Below are 18,533 nucleotides of genomic sequence, written 5' to 3'. Positions count from 1 at the left end.
GAGGGGACGGGGGGTCCGACGTGGCGACAGCGATCGCGGTCACCAGCGCCGACCTGGTGCTGCCGCCGACCGACCCCGGAACCCCGCACGCCGCCGTCCTCCCGGCCCCCGGGACGCAGTCGCTCGACGCGTCCGTCGCCGACATGCAGCAGCTCCTCTCCCGGCACGGGTACGTGGTCGTCGTCTGCCCCACCTCCGCCCCGGCCGCCGTCGAGAACCGGCTGCACGCCGTCCGCGGCCTGCTCGAAAGCGACCGGATCGCCCTGGTCCGCACCGACCTGCCGCCCCTCGGCGCCGCCGTACTCGTGCGCCAGCTGCGGCAGTTGGCGGGCTGCGACTTCAGCCCCGGCGTCCTCGCCTCCGCCGCCCGACTGCTCGCCCACTACATCTACGCGGGCGCCGTCCTCGGCTCCGTCTCCCGGCTCGACCGCGTCCCCGTCAGCCTCGGCTCCCACCTCAAGAGCTGGCTGCCCGGCGCCCACTTCGCCGCACTCGCGGGACCGACCCCGCAGATCACGCGCGTCGGCAACGGGGAGACGCCCCTCGCGGGCCCCGAGTTCACCACCGAACTCCTCCTCGCCCGTGGCCAGCTCCAGACCGACTGGCCCACCACCACCCTCGTGCCCCGCTGGCAGATCCAGGGCGCGACCCAGGAGACCCCGCTGCCCGCGACCTCACCCGGCTGGTGGGGCACCGGAAAACTCGTCGAGTTCGCCGCGTACCTCCCCGACCTCCCCGTCCTCTACCAGCTCGTCTCCTCCGTACGGCGCGAGACCTGCCACTGGTGCACGATGGACCTCATCGGCGACCGCTGCGGCTTCTGCGCGGCCCCGTTGACCGTGGGGGGGCCGCCGGAAGCGGGCGCGCGCGGCATCGGTTCCGGCACCGGCACCGGCACCGGCATTGGGCCCGGCTCCGGCGGGCACGCCGGCACACGCGCCCTCGGGCCCGGCGCGCACACCGGCGCCCGCGCCCTCGGCTCCGGCGGGCACACCGGACCTCCTTCCGTCCGCGCCCTGCCGTGAACCACCCCTCGCGCCGCTCGCGCGACGTCCGGCGCGGCTTCCCGGCCTCCGGCCCCGGCCTCGCCCCCGTACGACCGCCCGACCGCCACGCCCGCCAGTCCCACCAGCCCGGCCAGCCCGGCCAGCCCCACCAGTTCCGCCCGCCCCGCCCGCCCGGACCCACGTCTCCGACCGAGGAAGTACGGCCATGAACTCCCGCCAGCGCCGCGGCGTCATCCTGCTGCTGCTGTCCGTCCTGTGCGCCCTCGGGGCCTTCGCCGGTGTCCTCGCCGTCATCAGCGACGTGAACTCCAAGGTCGGCCCGGAGACCACCGCGTACCGGATCAAGAAGGACGTGGCCCCCTACGCACCGCTGACCGCGAGCTCCTTCGAGAAGATCACCATGCCGAAGCGCTGGCTCTCCGAGACCGCCGTCACCGACCTCCGCCAGATCCAGGGCAGGATCGCCGTCACGAGGCTCAAGGCCGGCTCGCTCCTCCAGACCGACATGATCGTCGAGCAGCCCGAACTCCAGCCGGGACAGCAGGAGATCGCGATCATGGTCGACGCGGCGACCGGCGTCGCCGGAAAGATCAACGCCGGCGCCACCGTCAACATCTACGCCACCTTCGCCGGCGAGAACAAGGGCGACCCCTCGCAGTCGCGGATGATCGTCGCCGGCGCCCGCGTCCTCTCCGTCGGCAAGCTCACCCCGATCCGCGACAGCTCCGACAACTCCAGCCGCACCACCCAGGCCGTCCCGATCAGCTTCGCGCTCTCCACCCTCGACACCCAGCGCGTCGCGTACGCCGAGTCCTTCGCCGAGCACGTACGCCTCGCCCTCGTCGCCCCCACCACCGGCGGCGCCCCGGCCGACCAGCGCGACCGCACCTACACGCTCGAAAAGGACAAGTGAGGCCGGTATGACCACCAGGATCCTGCCGGCCGTCGGAGACCCCGACGCGGCCCGGTCCGTCACCACCCTGATCGGCCAGCTCCCCGACGCCGAACCCGCCCCGCCGGTCACCGACTCCACCCAGCTCGTCGACACCCTCGCCCGCCTCGCCGCCGCCTCCCTCGACGAACTCCCCGAGGTCGTCCTCGTCCACGAGCGGATCGGGCCCGTCCCCGCGCTCGAACTCGTCCGCGAGGTCGCCCTCCGCTTCCCCGCCGTCGGCGTCGTCCTCATCACCGCCGACGCCAGCCCCGTCCTCTTCTCCGCCGCCATGGACTCCGGCGCCCGGGGACTCGTCACCCTCCCCCTCGGTTACGAGGAGCTCGCCAGCCGCGTCCAGGCCGCCGCCCAGTGGTCCGTCGGCGTCCGCCGCCACCTCGGCGGGGCCGCCGAGCAGGTCACAGGGCCCGGCGGCACCGTCGTCACCGTCAGCGGCGCCAAGGGCGGAGTCGGCACCACCGTCACCGCCGTCCACCTCGCCCTCGCGGCCCGCGCCTCCGGGCGGTCCGTCGCCCTCGTCGACATGGACCTCCAGAGCGGCGACATCGCCTCCTACCTCGACGTCCAGTTCCGTCGCTCCGTCGCCGACCTCGCCGCCATCAACGACATCTCGCCGCGTGTCCTCCAGGACGCCGTGTACGTCCACGAGACCGGACTCTCGCTGCTCCTCGCCCCCGCGGAGGGCGAACGCGGCGAAGAGGTCACCGACCGCGCCACCCGCCAGATCGTCAGCGCCCTGCGCGGCCGGCACGAGGTCGTCGTCGTCGACTGCGGCTCCCAGCTCAACAGCGCCAACGCCGCCGCCATCGAGATGGCCGACACCGCCCTCCTCGTCGCCACCCCCGACGTCGTCGCCGTCCGGGCCGCCAAACGGACCGTACGCATGTGGGAACGGCTCCAGGTCCGCAAGGCCGAGGAGACGGTGACCGTGGTCAACCGCCATCACCGCTCCGCCGAGATCCAGCCACCCCTCGTCCAGAAGATCACCGGCACCCGGATCGCGGGCGTCTCCGTCCCCGCCCACTTCAAGGAACTCCAGGCCGTCGTCGACGCCGGCCGCCTCCACGAACTCGACGCCAAGTCGACCGTCAAGCAGGCCCTGTGGACCCTCGCCGGAGAACTGGGCCTGGTCGGAGCCCCGGCCGCCGCGGCCCCCGGCAAGGCGGGCAAGCCCGGGAAGCAGCTCGCCCGTACCACCGGCGACCGCGGCTCCCTCGGGCTGCGGCGCCGCACCGGAGGACGCTGAGGGATGCGTACGTACCGGGACGTGAGCAGGGACGACAGGGGACAGGTGGCGGTCGAATTCCTCGGCATGGTGCCGGTCATCCTGCTCACTCTCGTCCTGCTCTGGCAGGTCGTCCTGGTCGGGTACACGTACACCCTGGCGGGGAACGCGGCGGACGAGGCGGCGCGGGCGTGCGCGGTCGACGGCGACGGCGTCGCCGCCGCGAGCCGCCACATCGACGGTGCCTGGAGCGTCTCCGGCGGCGATTGCGGAGGGAGCGACGACATGGTCCACGTCACGGTCACACTTCGGGTGCCGGTCCTCGTGCCGGGTGTCGGCGGTCTGTTCGACGTCGTGGGTGAGGCAGGCGCGGTACGGGAGAAGGTGACGGCGCCGTGAGGAAACGTCCGGCGCGCGACCGGGGTCAGGCCGCCATCGAATACCTCGGGTTCCTGCCCATCCTGCTCCTCGTCGGTCTCGCGGGCTTCCAGCTCGGCGTCGCCGCGTACGCCGCCCAGCAGGCGGGCACGGCGGCCCGCGCGGCGGCGAGGGCCGCGAGCATGGACGAGGACGAGAACGCGCCCACTCCCGAGGCCGCTGCCGACGCCGCCGTGAGCGGCTGGGTCGCGAAGCGTTCCACCGTCACCGGGGGCCCGGGTGACGGGGAGGCCGTCTACACCGTAAGAGTCGAGATCCCCTCCGTCGTGCCCTTCTGGGACGGCTTCGGCACCGTGGAGAAGACCGCCGTCATGCCCCTGCCCGACGAGGAGGTCCTGCCATGAGCCTGCGCAGCCGCATCAACGCCCCCGAGGAGCGCGGCAGCACCGCCGCCGCCCGGGAGGACGGGCATCTCGTCGCCTCCTTCCGCGCCAAGCTCCTGGAGGAGATCGACCTCACCGAGATGTCCGCGCTCGCGGCGGCCGAGCGCCGGGCCCGCCTGGAGCGCGTCCTCGGCCACATCATCAGCCGCGAGGGCCCGGTCCTCTCCACCGCCGAGCGCGCCCAGCTGATCCGCCGCGTCGTCGACGAGGCCCTCGGGCTCGGCGTACTCGAACCGCTCCTCGAAGACGCCTCCATCACCGAGATCATGGTCAACGGCCCCGACCAGATCTTCATCGAGCGCAACGGCCGCGTCGAACTCCTCCCGCTCCGCTTCGCCTCCCACGACCAGCTGATGCAGACCATCGAGCGGATCGTCTCCACGGTCAACCGGCGCGTCGACGAGTCGAACCCCATGGTCGACGCCCGGCTCCCCTCCGGCGAGCGCGTCAACGTCATCATCCCGCCGCTCTCGCTCACCGGGGCCACCCTCACCATCCGCCGCTTCCCCCGCGCGTACACCCTCCACGAGATGCTCGGCCTCGGCTCCCTCGACGAGCAGATGCTGCTCCTGCTGTCCGGGCTCGTCCAGGCCAAGTTCAACCTGATCGTCTCCGGCGCCACCGGCACCGGGAAGACCACCCTCCTCAACGCCCTCTCCGGTCTCGTCCCGGACGGCGAACGGATCATCACCATCGAGGACTCGGCGGAACTCCAGCTCCAGCAGTCCCACGTGATCCGCCTGGAGGCCCGACCGCCGAACATCGAGGGCCGGGGAGCGATCTCCATCCGCGACCTCGTCCGCAACTCCCTCCGCATGCGGCCCGACCGGATCATCGTCGGAGAGGTACGCGGCGGCGAGACCCTCGACATGCTCCAGGCGATGTCGACCGGCCACGACGGCTCCCTCGCCACCGTCCACGCCAACTCGGCGGAGGACGCCTTGATGCGGCTCCAGACCCTGGCGTCGATGTCGGAGGTCAAGGTGCCGTTCGAGGCACTCCGGGACCAGATCAACAGCGCCGTCGACGTCCTCGTCCAGCTCACCCGGCACCCCGACGGCACCCGCCGGATCACCGAGATCTCCGTCCTCGCCTCCCACGGGCGCGAACGCTTCCTGCTCGCCACGGTCTGCCGCTTCCACGCCCAGCCGGTCGCCGCCGACGGACGGGTGTACGGGCAGTTCACGTACCACCCGCTGCCCCGACGGGTCGCCGAACGCCTCTACCTGGCCGGGCAGCCCATCCCGCAGGCCTTCGGCGTAGCAGCGACCGACGCCCACCTGGCCACCCGAGAGGCGGAATGACGATGACCGGCGTCCATCTCGCCACCCGAGAGGCGGAGCGATGACCGACCCCTTCTGGCTGACCACGGGCGTGACCCTGCTCGCCTGCGTCCTGGGCATCATCGGCGTCCAGGTGTACGCGAACGGGGCCCGCCGGCACGCGGAACTCGTCGCCCGCCTCGACGAGACCGCCGCGCCCGACGTCGCCGGCCGCCGCAGACGGCGCTTCCGGGCCATCGACCGACGCGTCCGGCGGACCGCCCTCGGCCGGAAACTGGAACTGCGGATCGCGGCCACCGGCCTCGACGTCACCCCCGGCGAGTTCACGGTGGCTCTCGCGGCGACGGTGGCCGTCCTGTGGATCGTGGGCCAGGCCGCGCTGTCGACGTTCTTCGGCCCGATCTGCGGACTGCTCGGAATCTGGGTCGCCATGGGCTACCTCGGCTGGCAGCGCCAGAAGCGCATCGAGAAGTTCATCAACCAACTCCCCGAACTCTCCCGCATCCTGGCCAACGCCACCCAGGCCGGGCTCGCCCTCCGGATGGCCCTCAGCCTGGCCGCCGACGAACTGGAGGCCCCCGCCGGAGTCGAACTGGAGAAGGTGGCCCAGCAGCTGGCCGTCGGCACCTCCCTCGACGACGCCCTCGGCGAACTCGCCGAACGCCTCCCCTCCCGCGAACTCGTCGTCCTCGTCACCACCCTCGTCCTCGCCAACCGGGCCGGCGGCACCGTCGTCTCCTCCCTGCGGAACCTCACCGAGACCCTGGAGGAACGCAAGGAGACCCGGCGCGAGGTCCGCACCCAGCTCTCCCAGGTGAGCATGACCGCGTACTCCGTGCCCGTCATCGGCGTCGGCTCGCTGCTGCTCATCGACAACATGCAGCCCGGCGCCCTCGACCGGATGACCAGCTCGGGCGTCGGACAGTTCGCCGTCGTCGCCGCGTTCGCCCTGTACGTGGTCGGCTTCGTCGCCATCCGCCGCTTCTCCAAGATCGACGTGTAGGGACAGGACAGCCACCGTGGACCTCCTCCTCGCCCTCCTCGCCGGGCTCGCCGTAGCCGGGGCCGCGTACGGCGTCCGCCTCTACCGGGCGGACGCCAAGATCCCCGACGACCTGAAACTCGCCCTGGAGGTCGGCGCGACCCGTACCGGGGCCGTCGACTCGGCGGTCGACCGCCTGGGCATGCGCTGGTCGCCCGCGGTGCTCCGCCTGATGGGCCCGAAGAGGGTCAACGCGGTCCGGCGCCGCATCGACCTGGCGGGCAACCCTGGGGGTCTCACCATCGACCGGTACGGGGCGAGGCGGGCGGTGTACGGCTTCCTGGGCGTACTGGGCGGCCTGCTGATGCTGAGCAAGGGCTCGTTCCTTGTGGCACTGCTCCTGTTCGCCTTCGGCGCGTTCTGGACGGAGGTCGGCATCTGGTCGGCGGTCCGTATCCGCAAGGACCAGATCGAACGCACCCTGCCGGACTTCCTGGACGTCCTCGCCGTCGTCGTCTCGGCGGGGCTCGGTTTCCGCCAGGCCCTCGAACGGGTCGCGGAGAAGTACGAGGGCCCGTGGTCCGACGAACTGCGCATCACGCTGCGCCAGATGGACATGGGCGTGAGCCGCCGCCAGGCCTTCGACGAACTGCGCCGCCGCAACGACTCGGAGCAGGTGGCCCAGTTCGTCACCGCGCTCCAGCAGGGCGAGGAGCTGGGCGCGCCGATCGTCGACACGCTCATCCAGATCGCCAACGACATGCGGCGGACGGATGCCCAGAACGCCCGCCGCAAGGCCGCGAAGGCGGTCCCGAAGGCCACGATGGTGATCACGACGCTGATGGTCCCGGCGACGATGATCCTGCTGGGCGCGGGCCTGTTCCTGGGCACGGGGACGGACTTCGGGTCGGTGACGGGCGAGTGAGCGCCGATGCGCGGTGACATATTCGGGGGAAAGGGCTTCGCGCGCGCAACAGGATGTGCCAGAGTGCGGACGGAGTGTGAGGGAGGTGGAGCGATGGACGCGACGGTGACGTGCCGCGACAACCGTCAAACCGCCCCCGGCGCATCGGCCGAGGCCATAGCCTCCTGGCAGGGCACCAGGCCCACCCGATGACCCAAGCGCAGGCGTCTGTACGCGGAGGGGACCACGATGAACGACGCGATGCTGAAGGCCTTGACCAGGGCCAGGCTCGAACTGACCGCGGGGGCCAGGTCGAGGGACCGCGGGCAGACGGCGGTGGAGTATTTGGGGATCATTGTGGTGGTGGTGGCGATTGTGGTGGCGATCACGGGTACGGACATCGGCCAGTCGATCAAAAATGCCATCACGCAGAAGATCGCCGACTTGACGAAGTAGCACGATCTGCGTGGCGAGGCGATGAAGGGCAAGCCTTCCCCGTCTACATCGCGGTGATTGCCGGTCTGCTGTTCCTGGCCTTTGCATACTTCGCGGTGGGGCAGGCTGCGTCTACTCGCAACAGTGCTCAAACTGCTGCCGATGCTGCGGCCCTGGCAGCTGCTCAGGATGCCCGGGATCAGTTGCGCGAGGGCTGGCTCGAAGTCATCCTCGACCCAGATCAGTGGGACGGGTTCCTGGAGGGCGAGGCGTACGACGGCCCGTCTGCTTGTCAGAGCGCGGCGGATTTCGCGTCCCGTAATGAGGCTGTGCTGACGCCTCCTGGTTGCGAACTGCTGTCCTCTGAGGACCGCGGGTTCAGGGTGACGGTGCTCACGGCGGGCGGAGAGGCGAAACCCGCCAGGGCGTCCGCCGAGGCGGTGATCGAGCCGCTTTGCAGGTTCGAACCACAGGAGCCCTCTCCGGATCCGTCGACTCCACCACCATCTCCTCCACCTACGGATGAGCCCGAGCCCGAGGAAGAGGAACCCGGTCCGATCCTTGGGCTTGCCTGCGATGGTGAGCCGTGGGAGATCGACCCCGAGGATCCAAGGCTCCCCAGCGCCACCGAACTGTTCACGGTACGACTGTCCGAATGACCTGCGACGAGCAAAGGAAGAGCGGTACATGAGCGTGCGGTACGCATGGAATCGCCGAGGGGCGGTGGCCGTCGTCGCCGTTGCGTCGATGGCACTCTTCGTGGTCGGTTGCGGCGGTGCGGAGGAGAAGCCGAAGGCGGACAAGCCGGCTGCGACGACGACCACCTCTCAGGAGGGTGAGACCGCGCAGGGCTCGGAGCCGGTCGAGGAGCCGATGGAGGCGCTGGCAGTCCTCAAGGGGCAGAAAGGCCTAGAGCTCACTCTCAACTCGGCAGTCCGTGACCTGGGCGGGTTTCTCACTGTCAAGGGGCAGCTGAAGAACACATCAGGCACGTCCAGCATCATTCCTGCCCAGGCAAGTGGAGATGAGACCGAGGTCGTGAAGCACGGCAACTCGCTCGGTGGTGCCACGCTCACCGATTCTGCAGGCAAGAAACGCTACTACGTCTTGCGTGATACCGACGGCCGCCCGTTGACGACCACCGGCCTGAGCATCCTCCCCGCAGGGGAGACCGCCGCCGTCTTCATGCAATTCCCCGCACCCCCCGCCTCCACCACCGAGGTCTCCTTCCAGCTCCCCACCTTCGAACCCGCCACCCTCAAACTCTCCTGAGGCGACGCCATGACGACGACCTACCGCCGCCTCGCCGCCCTTGCCATCGTCTCCGTCGCGCTGGGGCCCCTCGCCGTGCCCATGGCCTACGCCGACGATCCGCCGGGGTCCGCCGCCAGTGCCTCGCCCCCGCCCGTCATCGACGCCAACGCCCCGGGGCTCATGCTTCCCGACGGTGCCAGTCTCGCGCCCGCCAAGGTGCTCGACATCAAGCAGATCGTCGAGGAGGAGGGCGGGCAGCAGCGGCGGCAGGACACCAATGTGGACGTGACGTTCGCGCTGCAGGCCGAGGTGCTCTTCCCGAAGAACAGTGCCAAGCTCGGGCCCGCCGCCCACGCGCGGATCGCCGCCATCGCCGCCGAGATCAACAACCTCGGGTCCGGCCGCGTCCGGGTCTTCGGGTTCACCGACAACCTCGGGACGTACGAGCACGGGCTCAAGCTGTCGAAGCAGCGGGCCGTCGCCGTGCAGCAGGTGCTCGCGCGGAGTCTCGACCCGGGGACGAGCTTCGACATCCGCGGGTACAGCGAGGACTACCCGATCGCCGACAACGGCTCCGAGGAGGGTCGGAAGAAGAACCGCCGCGTCGAGATCTCCTTCCCCCGTACCTCCTCCTCCGCCCCCTAGGGCGACAACGACGCCAGCGCCGTCCGGATCGTGGCCGTCATGCGGTCCGGGCGGTGGAACACCTCCCCCGCCGTGAACCGCAGCACCCGCCGCACCTCCGGGCAGGACTGCAGCGCGTTGAAGCGGGCCACGTCCCGTTCGTGGGCGCGGCGGGTGCCGTGGAAGGCGTAGCCCTCGACCTCGACCGCCAGGCCCTCCGCCCGGAAGAGGAAGTCGGGGCGGAGCCGGAGCCGGCCGTCGGCCGTGCGCAGGGGCGGCTGTGACTCCGGGAACAGTCCGGCGTCCCGTATCCGCAGCCTCGCGACCGTCTCCGCGGGGGAGCCCGACGCCGCCTCCGCCAGCCGCAGCCAGGTCCGGGCACGGGCCGCTCCCCGCCGGGGCGCGGCGAGTTCGGCGGCGAGTTCCTCGTACCGGACGAGCGGCTCCCGCCGTACTCCTCCGACCCACCGCCGCGCGAGCGCCGAGTCCGCCGTCGCGACTGCCTCCTCGCGGTTGCCGCAGCCCCGTATGAGGTCCCCGACCGTCCTCGCCGGCGTCGTCGTCCGCAGGCCGCGGCGGGTCGTGCGGTCATGGCCCGTCAGGTACCTCGTCGCATGGGCCCGTATGAGGTCGCCGTGGGACGAGCGGGCCGGTCGGAGCGCGGTGAACTCCGGCAGGTCGACCCACCGCGCCGCTCCGAGCCGTTCGATGCGGTGCAGTCCGGCCGCCGTTCCGTGGCTGCACACCAGCTCCGGGCGCAGGAGTTGGAGCGCCGTGGCCCGTACCCTCCAGTCCACCTCCTTCCCCGGGGCCGCCCAGGCGCCCCGGCAGATCCGCTGCCAGCCGTCGCGGCGCAGGCGGCCGGCCAGGCGGCCCGGAGGGCAGCCTGCCGCGACCGCCCAGACCGTCAGGAGGACCCCGCCCCTGGCGAGGATCGCCAACTCGTACATACGCCCAACGATCCACGGAAGAGCGACACTTCGCACCCCCTGTGGAAAACCTCCCGAAAGCCGTCGTCAGGAATCTGCAAAGGTGGGGGACAGGTGCCGCGGGCAGGAGCATTCTGGACGGATGACGACGACTCCGAGCGAGACGCCGAGCCCGACCGCCGACCCGATCGTCGGCCCGACCGCCGGCTCCACCGCTGGTCCGTCCGCCGGCTCGACCGCCGGCCCGATCGTCGGGTCGCCCGCCGGCTCGACCGCCGGCCCGTCCGCCCGCCCTACGCCGAGCGTGCAGTTGGTCAGTGATCTCGTCAGCCGGATCCCCGAGTTCCGGGACGTGTACGAGAACCACGTCCTCCATCAGGGCGGTGTGCAGCCGCACGTGTTCTTCTGGGACGTCGTCCAGAACACCGTCCGTTCCTTCCTCGGCGAGACCCCGGACGAGACCCCGGACGAGACCCCCGCCCCGGTCGCCGCCGACTGGCGGCGCACCCTCGCCTTCCTGGAGGAGCAGAGCTGTCGCGGTGTCCTCGGCATCGACGAGGTCATCGTGACGTCCTTCCTCGGCGACCTGCCCTCCCCGCAGGAGCCCGGGCACGCCATCGTCCATCAGCTCGGTCCCGTCATGGCCGCGAAGTTCGTTCGTATAAGGCCCCTCGGCTGACCCTGCCGCCCCCTCGGGATAATCGGGCACATGTTCGTGCCCAGTCCCACCCGTCCCACCCTCCCCACACGTCTCACCCGCCCCACCACTCCCGGCCGCCCCGTCCGGCCCGCCCGTCCCAGCCGCCCCACCCTCATCGCCCTCGGCGGATACGCCGCCACCCGTCTGATCGGCCTCGCCGTCCTCGCGATCGCCGCCGCCGCGACCGGTGAGGACGGGCTGCACCGGCTCAAGGGGCGCTGGGACTCCGTCTGGTACGTGCGGATCGCCGAACACGGTTACGGGTACGAGATCACGCTGCCGAACGGCGACGTCCACTCCGACCTGGCCTTCTTCCCGCTCCTCCCCGCCCTGGAACGCGGCCTCTCCACCCTCCTCCCCATGGACGCCGCCACCGCCGGGCTGCTTGTCTCCTGGGCCGCCGGGCTCGTCGCCGCCTGGGGCATCCACCGCTGCGGCGCGCAGGCCTTCGGAACCCGCGCGGGCGTCGTGCTCGCCGTCCTCTGGGGGGTGTACCCGACCGCGTTCGTCCAGTCGATGGCGTACTCGGAAACGCTGTTCACCGCCCTCGCCGCCTGGTCGCTGTACGCGGTCCTGCGCGGGCGCTGGATCCTGGCCGGCGCCCTCTGCGCGGCCGCCGGGCTCACCCGGCCGACGGCCGCCGCGCTGATCGCCGCCCTCGGGATCACGGCCCTCGCCATGCTCGTACGGGACCGGCGGCTGCCCCTGCGGACGGTGACCGGGGTCCTGATCGCCCCGCTCGGCTGGCTCGGCTACATCGTGTACGTCGGGGTCCGCGAGGGCAGCCCCACCGCCTACTTCGACGTCCAGGCCGCCTGGGGCAACTCCATCGACGGCGGTGTCGCCCTCGCCCGGTTCATCGTCGGGCTGCCGTGGCCCGCCGCCCTCGGTCTGTGCGCGGCCCTCGCGCTGCTCGCCTGGCTCGTCGCGCTGTGCATACGGCAGCGACAGCCGCTGCCGCTGCTCGTCCACACGATCGGCGTCGTCTTCGTCTCGCTCGTCGGCGCCGCGTACTTCGGCTCCCGGCCGCGGCTGATGATGCCCGCCTTCGGACTGCTGCTCCCGCCCGCCGTGGCCCTGGCGAGGGCCAGGAACCGTACCGCCGTGCCCGTCCTCGCCGGACTCGCGCTGACCTCCGGCGCGTACGGGGCCTTCACCCTGCTCGGTTCGGGCCCGCCGTGAGGTGTACGGAGACCCGCTCCCCGGGCCGAAGCCCCCAAGCCGCCATCGCTCCCGCCTCCGCCTCCAGGACGTGCCGGCCGCGCGGCCGGACCATGCCGAGGCGCCCCGGCCGCATCGTGACCACGGACAGGACCCTGAACGAGCGGTCCAGGTAGGCCACGTCGATCGCGAAACGCATGCCGAAGGTGTGCACGCTGTTCGTCGGGGTGATCAGCAATGCCCCCTTGATCCCGTCCCGGCCGAGCAACCCCCGCCGCCTCGCCCGGTACGAGGCCGCGACCTCCAGCGGCACCGTCGCGGACGCGGCCGTCAGCGTCCCCCGCCCGTCCGCCCATCTCCCCGCGCTCCATCTCCCCGCGTTCCATTTCCCCATGCGCCAGACCGTAGCGGCCTGCCGACCCTAGGGTCTGCTCCGTGTACGTCACGCTGATCGCCCTCGCCGCCCTCTGGGGCGCCGCCGTCGGCCTGCTCGTGCCGCGTGCCGCGTACCGGCTCGCCGTGGCGTCCGAGGAGCCGTGGCGGGACCGCTGCCCCGCCGGGCACGCGCTCGTGGGGCCCGCGCGCGGCTGGCTCGGCGGCCCCGGGCGGCGGGACTGCGCGACGACCGCCGCCCCGCTCACCGCGCCGCTGCTCACCGCCCTCGCCTGTGCCGCGCTCGCCGCGGCGACCGGCGGGCCCCGGCCCGAGCTGGTGGTCTGGCTGCTCGGCGTGCCCTTCGCCGTGCTCCTCGCCAGTGTCGACGCGCGCGTGCACCGGCTGCCGGACGGGCTCACCCTGTCGCTCGCCGTTGCCGTCCCCGTACTCCTCGGTGCCGCCGAACTCCTGCCGTACGACGCGGGCTCCTGGCTCCACGCGCTGCTGGGCGCGCTCGCCCTCGGCGGTGCCTATCTGGTGCTGTTCCTGATCAACCCGAGCGGTCTCGGCTTCGGCGACGTCAAGCTGGCGCTGCCGCTGGGCGCCGCCCTCGGCTGGTACGGCTGGGGTGTCCTCTTCGCCGGAGCCTTCGCCGGCTTCCTGCTCGGCGCGGTGTACGGCCTCGGGCTCGTCCTGCTGCGGCGGGCCGGCCGCTCCTCGGCGATTCCCTTCGGGCCCTTCATGCTCGCGGGCGGGCTGCTCGGCCTTCTCCTCGGCGCCTTCACCGCGCACCCCTAGGCGTGCCCCTCAGGCCTCCCCGCGTCAACGTCTCCCGCCCCGGAGGTCCCCCTCCGGAGGGACGGAAGTCCGCCGCCACGCCGGGGCGCAAACCCGCCACAGGGCCCCGCACCCCTTGTGCCGACTGGGATCCGGCGAATCCGGCGAGGTTCGTACGGCGTACGTGGCGCGCAACACGACTATCGAAGGGTTATGGTGGAAACCCCCCCTCGGGCCGGTCCGTATCCCCCCCACGGACCGGCCCGTTTTTTCTTTCCCGCGCCCGCGCTCGCGCCCCGCCGGAGGCCTCGGCCCCGGCCCGCGTCAGCCCCGCCCGGCCCAGATGTTCGTGCCCCGGGTGTCCACGGCGAACGAGTCGATCTCCACGAGCTCCGCGTCGGTCAGCGGCGGGCCCTGAAGCGCGGCCACGTTCTCCTCCAGCTGGGCGACGCTGGACGCGCCGATCAGCGCCGAGGTCATCCGCTCGTCGCGCAGGACCCACGACAGCGCCAGCTGCGCGAGCGACTGCCCGCGCCGCGCCGCGATGTCCGCGAGGCCGTGCAGGCGCCGCAGCACCTCGTCGGAGAGCAGGTTCGGGTCGAGGGACTTGCCCTGCGTGGCCCGCGAGCCCTCCGGGATGCCCTTCAGGTACTTGTTGGTGAGGAGCCCCTGCGCCAGCGGCACGAAGGAGATGCAGCCCATGCCGGCGTCCTCGAGGGTGTCGAGGAGGCCGTCCTCCTCGGTCCAGCGGTTGATCATCGAGTACGAGGGCTGGTGGATGAGGGCCGGGACACCCATGTCCCGCAGGATGCGCGCGGCCTCGGCGGTCTGCTCGCTGTTGTACGAGGAGACACCCACGTACAGCGCCTTGCCCTGGTGGACGGCGGAGGCCAGGGCCCCCATCGTCTCCTCGAGAGGGGTGTGCGGGTCGAAGCGGTGCGAGTAGAAGATGTCGACGTGGTCGAGGCCCATCCGCTTCAGGGAGGCGTCGAGCGAGGACAGCAGGTACTTGCGGGAGCCCCACTCGCCGTACGGGCCGGGGTGCATCTCGTAGCCGGCCTTCGTGGAGATGATCAGCTCGTCCCGGTACGGCGCGAAGTCCTGGGCGAAGAGCTTGCCGAAGTTCAGCTCGGCGGAGCCGGGCGGCGGGCCGTAGTTGTTCGCCAGGTCGAAGTGGGTGACGCCGAGGTCGAAGGCGCGGCGCAGGATCGCCCGCTGGGTGTCGAGCGCGCGGTCGTCGCCGAAGTTGTGCCAGAGGCCGAGCGAGACCGCCGGGAGCTTCAGGCCGCTGCGGCCCGAGCGGCGGTACTCCATGGCGTCATAGCGGTCCGCGGAGGCGCGGTACAAGGGGGAATCAGTCACGTATCTCTGCTTATCACGGACTTGTGACAGTCCCGGGCTGGGAGCCCGTCGCCCGTGCGCAGTACTCTGGCGGCTTGCGGACCGCCGATGCCGGGCGGGCCGCCGCTGCACAGAGGGGTAAAGAACGGTGAACCTGCGCGACCTGGTGTACGGGCTCTACGCACGCCGGGTGGAAGGCCGCCTCGACCATGACCAGGTGCCCAAGCACATCGGGGTCATCCTCGACGGGAACCGCCGCTGGGCCAAGGCGTCCGGCGGGACTCCCGAGCAGGGGCACAAGGCCGGCGCGGACAAGATCCAGGAGCTTCTCGGCTGGTGCGCCGAGACGGACGTCGAGGTCGTCACGCTCTGGATGCTCTCCACGGACAACCTGAACCGGCCCGAGGAACAGCTCGTACCGCTGCTCGGCATCATCGAGAACGCCGTGCGGGCGCTGGCCGCCGACGGCCGCTGGCGGGTCAACCACGTCGGCACGATGGACCTGCTGCCGTCCCGTACGCAGTCCGTCCTGAAGGAGGCCGAGCAGGCCACCCACGCCAACACGGGGATACTCGTGAACGTGGCCGTGGGCTACGGCGGCCGGCAGGAGATCGCGGACGCGGTCCGTTCGCTGCTCATGGAGCACGCGGGGCGGGGGACGAGCTTCGAGGAGCTCGCCGAGATCGTCGACGTCGAGCACATCTCGGAGCACCTGTACACGCGCGGCCAGCCCGACCCGGATCTGGTGATCCGCACCAGCGGCGAGCAGCGTCTGTCCGGATTCATGCTGTGGCAGAGCGCCCATTCGGAGTACTACTTCTGCGAGGTGCACTGGCCGGCCTTCCGCAAGGTCGACTTCCTGCGGGCGCTGCGTGACTACGCCGCCCGGCACCGGCGTTACGGAACCTGAGACGGGGCGCCCTCGGAGCGCCCCGGACCCGGTCGGAACCGATCACCTCGTGTTCATGAACACGTCGTCATATGCCGTGGCATGGCAAGGCCTGATCGAGGGCATATCCCTGGTGAAGTGAGCGGCACGGAGACCGCCACCCGGGAGGCCCCTTGCACCAGGACGACCGTGCGGTACACGTACGGGAGAAGCGGAGGGCCGTGGTTCGGCCCGCGCATCGCGGCCTGAGCCCGGTCCCATTCCGCCGCGACACCGGTTCCGTCGCACCCCGACCTCACAGGGGTCTTCCGAGGGGGTCTGTCCTTCCGTGGTGACCAGCACGAAGCGCCGCCTTTCAGACCGGCGCACCTATGTTCTCGACACCAGCGTCCTGCTGGCCGATCCCAACGCCGTATCGCGGTTCGAGGAGCACGAGGTAGTGCTCCCGATCGTCGTGGTGACGGAGCTGGAGGCCAAGCGGCACCATCCCGAACTCGGCTACTTCGCCCGGCAGGCCCTGCGCCTCCTGGACGACTTCCGGGTCCGGTACGGGCGTCTGGACGCCCCGCTCCCCATCGGGGACCTGGGCGGCAGCCTGCGTGTCGAACTCAACCATTCCGACCCCGGTGTACTGCCCGCCGGCTACAGGTTGGGGGACAACGACTCACGGATCCTCGCGGTCGCGCGGAACCTCCAGGCGGAGGGGTACGACGTCACGGTCGTCTCCAAGGACCTGCCGCTGCGCATCAAGGCCTCCTCGGTGGGACTCCTCGCCGAGGAGTACCGCGCCGAGCTCGCCATCACGGACGCCAACGGCTGGACCGGGATGTCCGACCTCGCTCTCTCCGGGGAGCAGGTGGACCTGCTGTACGACCAGGAGTCGCTGTACGTGCCGGAGGCCGCCGAGCTTCCGGTCCACACCGGTCTGGTGCTCCAGTCCGAGCGCGGCAAGGCGCTCGGCCGGATCACCGCCGAGGGGAACGTACGGCTTGTCCGCGGCGACCGGGAGGCCTTCGGGCTCCGCGGCCGCAGCGCCGAGCAGCGGATCGCGCTCGATCTGCTCCTCGACCCGGACGTCGGCATCATCTCGATGGGCGGCCGGGCCGGCACCGGCAAGTCCGCGCTCGCGCTCTGCGCGGGCCTGGAAGCGGTCCTGGAGCGCCGTCAGCACCAGAAGGTGATGGTCTTCCGTCCGCTGTACGCGGTCGGGGGCCAGGAGCTCGGGTACCTGCCGGGCAGCGAGTCCGAGAAGATGAGCCCGTGGGCCCAGGCGGTGTTCGACACGCTGTCCTCGGTCGCGAGCCGTGAGGTGATCGAGGAGGTGCTCGGCCGCGGGATGCTGGAGGTCCTGCCGCTGACCCACATCCGGGGGCGTTCGCTCCACGACGCGTTCGTCATCGTGGACGAGGCCCAGTCCCTGGAGCGGAACGTCCTGTTGACCGTTCTGTCCCGTATCGGGGCGAATTCGCGGGTCGTTCTGACCCATGACGTCGCCCAGCGGGACAACCTGCGGGTCGGCCGGTACGACGGAGTCGTCGCCGTGATCGAGAAACTGAAGGGGCATCCGCTCTTCGCGCACGTCACCCTCACCCGCTCCGAGCGCTCCCAGATCGCCGCGCTCGTGACGGAGATGCTGGAGGACGTTCAGATCTGACCCGTTTCGTACGGTTCCGTACCCGTACGGAAGTTGGCGCCGCCCGGCAGAGCGCAGGAGCTTAGCCGGGCGGCGCCGTGCTGTCCGCCGTAACGCCGAAAACACCCGCCCCGTCGAGGTGTGAGCTTTCACACGCAACAGAGAATTGCCTTGCGGTGTCGCCGTCCGGCAAAGTCTTGCTTCCGTCAGGCCCCGCATACGGCACCCGTGCACCCTCTGGGCGCACAACCCCCGCACAACTCAACAGCCGTCCGCCGTATGCCGCCCACAGCACCACGGGCCCGTGTCTCCTGTGACCCCGTACGTCGGAGACCAGCGCCAGGGGCACGATTTCGCCCGTGTGGTCACCGATGCGGGCGATGCTGGAAGGAAACCGTGTGAGCCGGATCTCGGTCCGGGGATTCGCGGTGGCTTCGGCCACTGCGGTCACCACCGTCGGCGCCGTCATGGGCGTTGCGTCGGGTAACGCCGCTCAGTCCTCGGACGACAACTTCGAGGCCACCGCGGCCGACACGACGCTGCTCGCGGACATCCCCGTGGGCGAGCAGGCCCAGGTACAGGTCGCGTCCCTCTCGGAGCAGGCCGACGTCCAGGCCGCCGCTGCCGACTCGGCCGCGAAGAAGTCCGCGGAGGAAGCGGCACGTCTGCGCGCCGCCAAGGACGCCGAGGCGAAGAAGGAGGCGGCCGACAAGGCCGCCGCCGAGGCCGAGGCAGAGGCGAAGGCCGAGAAGGAGCGCAAGGAGGCGGAGGCCGAGCGCGCCAGCCGCTCCTCGGTGCGCGACGCCTCGTCGTTCTCCGCCCAGGGCTCGTACTCCATCTCCGAGGTCAAGGCGATGGCCCGCCAGATGATCCCGGCCTCGCAGTTCCAGTGCTTCAGCACCATCGTGGACCACGAGTCCGGCTGGAACTACCGCGCGGTCAACCCGTCTTCGGGCGCCTACGGTCTGATGCAGGCCCTGCCGGGCTACAAGATGTCCTCGGCCGGCTCGGACTGGCAGACCAACCCCGCCACCCAGATCAAGTGGGGCCTCAGCTACATGAACGACCGCTACGGCAGCCCCTGCGACGCCTGGACGTTCTGGCAGGCCAACCGCTACTACTAGTACCGGCGTGCTCAACCTTTGAGAGCCCCTCACCGTCCTACGGTGAGGGGCTCTTGCGTGTAGGTTCGAAGGCTCGTGGCTCGCTGGGGGAGCGAGTGGGAAGACCAGCGGGGGGAA

The 18,533-nt window shown here is 71.3% G+C and carries 20 protein-coding genes and 1 pseudogene; 18 read left to right on the top strand and 3 right to left on the bottom strand.

Annotation, left to right across the window (positions count from 1 at the left end):
• Window positions 1-20 precede the first annotated feature (20 nt).
• The 12 genes and pseudogenes from ACIRB7_RS01140 (at window position 21) to ACIRB7_RS01085 (ending at window position 9,508) form a co-directional block, all read left to right on the top strand.
• A complete protein-coding gene (locus tag ACIRB7_RS01140) occupies window positions 21-1,025 on the top strand; it encodes a hypothetical protein (protein ID WP_403590589.1) in 1,005 nt (334 codons plus the stop codon).
• A gap of 187 nt (window positions 1,026-1,212) precedes the next feature.
• Window positions 1,213-1,920 carry a Flp pilus assembly protein CpaB gene (gene cpaB / locus ACIRB7_RS01135; RefSeq protein ID WP_403590586.1) on the top strand — a complete coding sequence of 236 codons (708 nt, stop codon included), beginning with the start codon at window positions 1,213-1,215 and terminating at the stop codon, window positions 1,918-1,920.
• 7 nt (window positions 1,921-1,927) lie between these two features.
• Window positions 1,928-3,205, top strand: coding sequence for a CpaE family protein (locus ACIRB7_RS01130; RefSeq protein ID WP_403590583.1), 1,278 nt, complete (start codon window positions 1,928-1,930; stop codon window positions 3,203-3,205).
• 3 nt (window positions 3,206-3,208) lie between these two features.
• On the top strand, window positions 3,209-3,583 hold the full coding sequence (locus tag ACIRB7_RS01125) for a TadE/TadG family type IV pilus assembly protein (RefSeq protein WP_403590581.1): 375 nt from the start codon (window positions 3,209-3,211) through the stop codon (window positions 3,581-3,583).
• Window positions 3,580-3,966: a TadE/TadG family type IV pilus assembly protein gene (locus ACIRB7_RS01120; protein WP_403590578.1), complete on the top strand. Its 387-nt coding sequence runs from the start codon at window positions 3,580-3,582 to the stop codon at window positions 3,964-3,966. Before ACIRB7_RS01125 ends, ACIRB7_RS01120 begins: the two co-directional genes overlap by 4 nt.
• Window positions 3,963-5,309: a CpaF family protein gene (locus ACIRB7_RS01115; protein WP_403590575.1), complete on the top strand. Its 1,347-nt coding sequence runs from the start codon at window positions 3,963-3,965 to the stop codon at window positions 5,307-5,309. Before ACIRB7_RS01120 ends, ACIRB7_RS01115 begins: the two co-directional genes overlap by 4 nt.
• A gap of 40 nt (window positions 5,310-5,349) precedes the next feature.
• Complete coding sequence (locus ACIRB7_RS01110; protein ID WP_403590572.1) at window positions 5,350-6,291, top strand: type II secretion system F family protein; 942 nt, start codon at window positions 5,350-5,352, stop codon at window positions 6,289-6,291.
• 16 nt (window positions 6,292-6,307) lie between these two features.
• Complete coding sequence (locus tag ACIRB7_RS01105) at window positions 6,308-7,195, top strand: DUF5936 domain-containing protein (protein WP_403590569.1); 888 nt, start codon at window positions 6,308-6,310, stop codon at window positions 7,193-7,195.
• 228 nt (window positions 7,196-7,423) lie between these two features.
• Window positions 7,424-7,630, top strand: a complete 207-nt coding sequence (locus ACIRB7_RS01100) for a Flp family type IVb pilin (RefSeq protein ID WP_403590566.1) — start codon at window positions 7,424-7,426, stop codon at window positions 7,628-7,630.
• Between the two features lie 38 nt (window positions 7,631-7,668).
• Window positions 7,669-8,268, top strand: a pseudogene (locus tag ACIRB7_RS01095) (pilus assembly protein TadG-related protein); the annotation flags it as partial.
• 28 nt (window positions 8,269-8,296) lie between these two features.
• Window positions 8,297-8,881 carry a hypothetical protein gene (locus ACIRB7_RS01090; protein WP_403590563.1) on the top strand — a complete coding sequence of 195 codons (585 nt, stop codon included), beginning with the start codon at window positions 8,297-8,299 and terminating at the stop codon, window positions 8,879-8,881.
• A gap of 9 nt (window positions 8,882-8,890) precedes the next feature.
• Window positions 8,891-9,508, top strand: a complete 618-nt coding sequence (locus ACIRB7_RS01085) for an OmpA family protein (RefSeq protein WP_403590561.1) — start codon at window positions 8,891-8,893, stop codon at window positions 9,506-9,508.
• Here the strand turns inward: ACIRB7_RS01085 and ACIRB7_RS01080 are convergent.
• Window positions 9,505-10,437: a hypothetical protein gene (locus ACIRB7_RS01080; protein WP_403590558.1), complete on the bottom strand. Its 933-nt coding sequence runs from the start codon at window positions 10,435-10,437 to the stop codon at window positions 9,505-9,507. The genes ACIRB7_RS01085 and ACIRB7_RS01080 overlap by 4 nt on opposite strands.
• Window positions 10,438-10,558: 121 nt before the next feature.
• On the opposite strand from ACIRB7_RS01080, the gene ACIRB7_RS01075 reads away from it, so the two are divergent.
• Together ACIRB7_RS01075 and ACIRB7_RS01070 are read left to right on the top strand one after the other, a co-directional pair.
• Window positions 10,559-11,095, top strand: a complete 537-nt coding sequence (locus tag ACIRB7_RS01075; RefSeq protein ID WP_403590556.1) for a hypothetical protein — start codon at window positions 10,559-10,561, stop codon at window positions 11,093-11,095.
• Window positions 11,096-11,125: 30 nt separating this feature from the next.
• Entirely contained in the window at window positions 11,126-12,298 is a 1,173-nt protein-coding gene (locus ACIRB7_RS01070; RefSeq protein WP_403590553.1) for a glycosyltransferase family 39 protein, read from the top strand.
• On the opposite strand, the gene ACIRB7_RS01065 is transcribed toward ACIRB7_RS01070, so the two are convergent.
• Window positions 12,270-12,671, bottom strand: a complete 402-nt coding sequence (locus tag ACIRB7_RS01065; RefSeq protein ID WP_403590550.1) for a DUF192 domain-containing protein — start codon at window positions 12,669-12,671, stop codon at window positions 12,270-12,272. The two genes, ACIRB7_RS01070 and ACIRB7_RS01065, sit on opposite strands and share 29 nt — an antisense overlap.
• A gap of 41 nt (window positions 12,672-12,712) precedes the next feature.
• Here ACIRB7_RS01065 and ACIRB7_RS01060 point away from each other — a divergent pair, with 41 nt between their 5' ends.
• Window positions 12,713-13,450, top strand: a complete 738-nt coding sequence (locus ACIRB7_RS01060) for a prepilin peptidase (RefSeq protein WP_403590548.1) — start codon at window positions 12,713-12,715, stop codon at window positions 13,448-13,450.
• 303 nt (window positions 13,451-13,753) lie between these two features.
• Here the strand turns inward: ACIRB7_RS01060 and mgrA are convergent, their stop codons facing one another.
• The gene (gene mgrA, locus ACIRB7_RS01055) at window positions 13,754-14,791 is read right to left on the bottom strand and encodes an L-glyceraldehyde 3-phosphate reductase (protein ID WP_403590545.1); all 1,038 of its coding nucleotides are present in this window, start codon (window positions 14,789-14,791) and stop codon (window positions 13,754-13,756) included.
• A 127-nt stretch (window positions 14,792-14,918) separates the two neighbouring features.
• Between mgrA and ACIRB7_RS01050 the strand changes: the two genes are divergently transcribed.
• From ACIRB7_RS01050 to ACIRB7_RS01040, 3 genes are all read left to right on the top strand, one after another.
• Complete coding sequence (locus ACIRB7_RS01050; protein WP_403590542.1) at window positions 14,919-15,680, top strand: isoprenyl transferase; 762 nt, start codon at window positions 14,919-14,921, stop codon at window positions 15,678-15,680.
• Window positions 15,681-15,987: 307 nt separating this feature from the next.
• Window positions 15,988-17,313 (top strand): PhoH family protein, encoded by a 1,326-nt coding sequence (locus ACIRB7_RS01045; protein WP_351217266.1) that lies wholly within the window; start codon window positions 15,988-15,990, stop codon window positions 17,311-17,313.
• Between the two features lie 377 nt (window positions 17,314-17,690).
• Window positions 17,691-18,416, top strand: a complete 726-nt coding sequence (locus tag ACIRB7_RS01040) for a transglycosylase SLT domain-containing protein (RefSeq protein ID WP_403590539.1) — start codon at window positions 17,691-17,693, stop codon at window positions 18,414-18,416.
• The last annotated feature ends 117 nt before the right edge of the window (window positions 18,417-18,533 follow it).

Origin of the sequence: Streptomyces sp. NPDC093795 (assembly GCF_044764665.1) — a bacterium.
Classification (GTDB): domain Bacteria; phylum Actinomycetota; class Actinomycetes; order Streptomycetales; family Streptomycetaceae; genus Streptomyces.
This window is presented reverse-complemented; position numbering and strand designations above follow the sequence as displayed.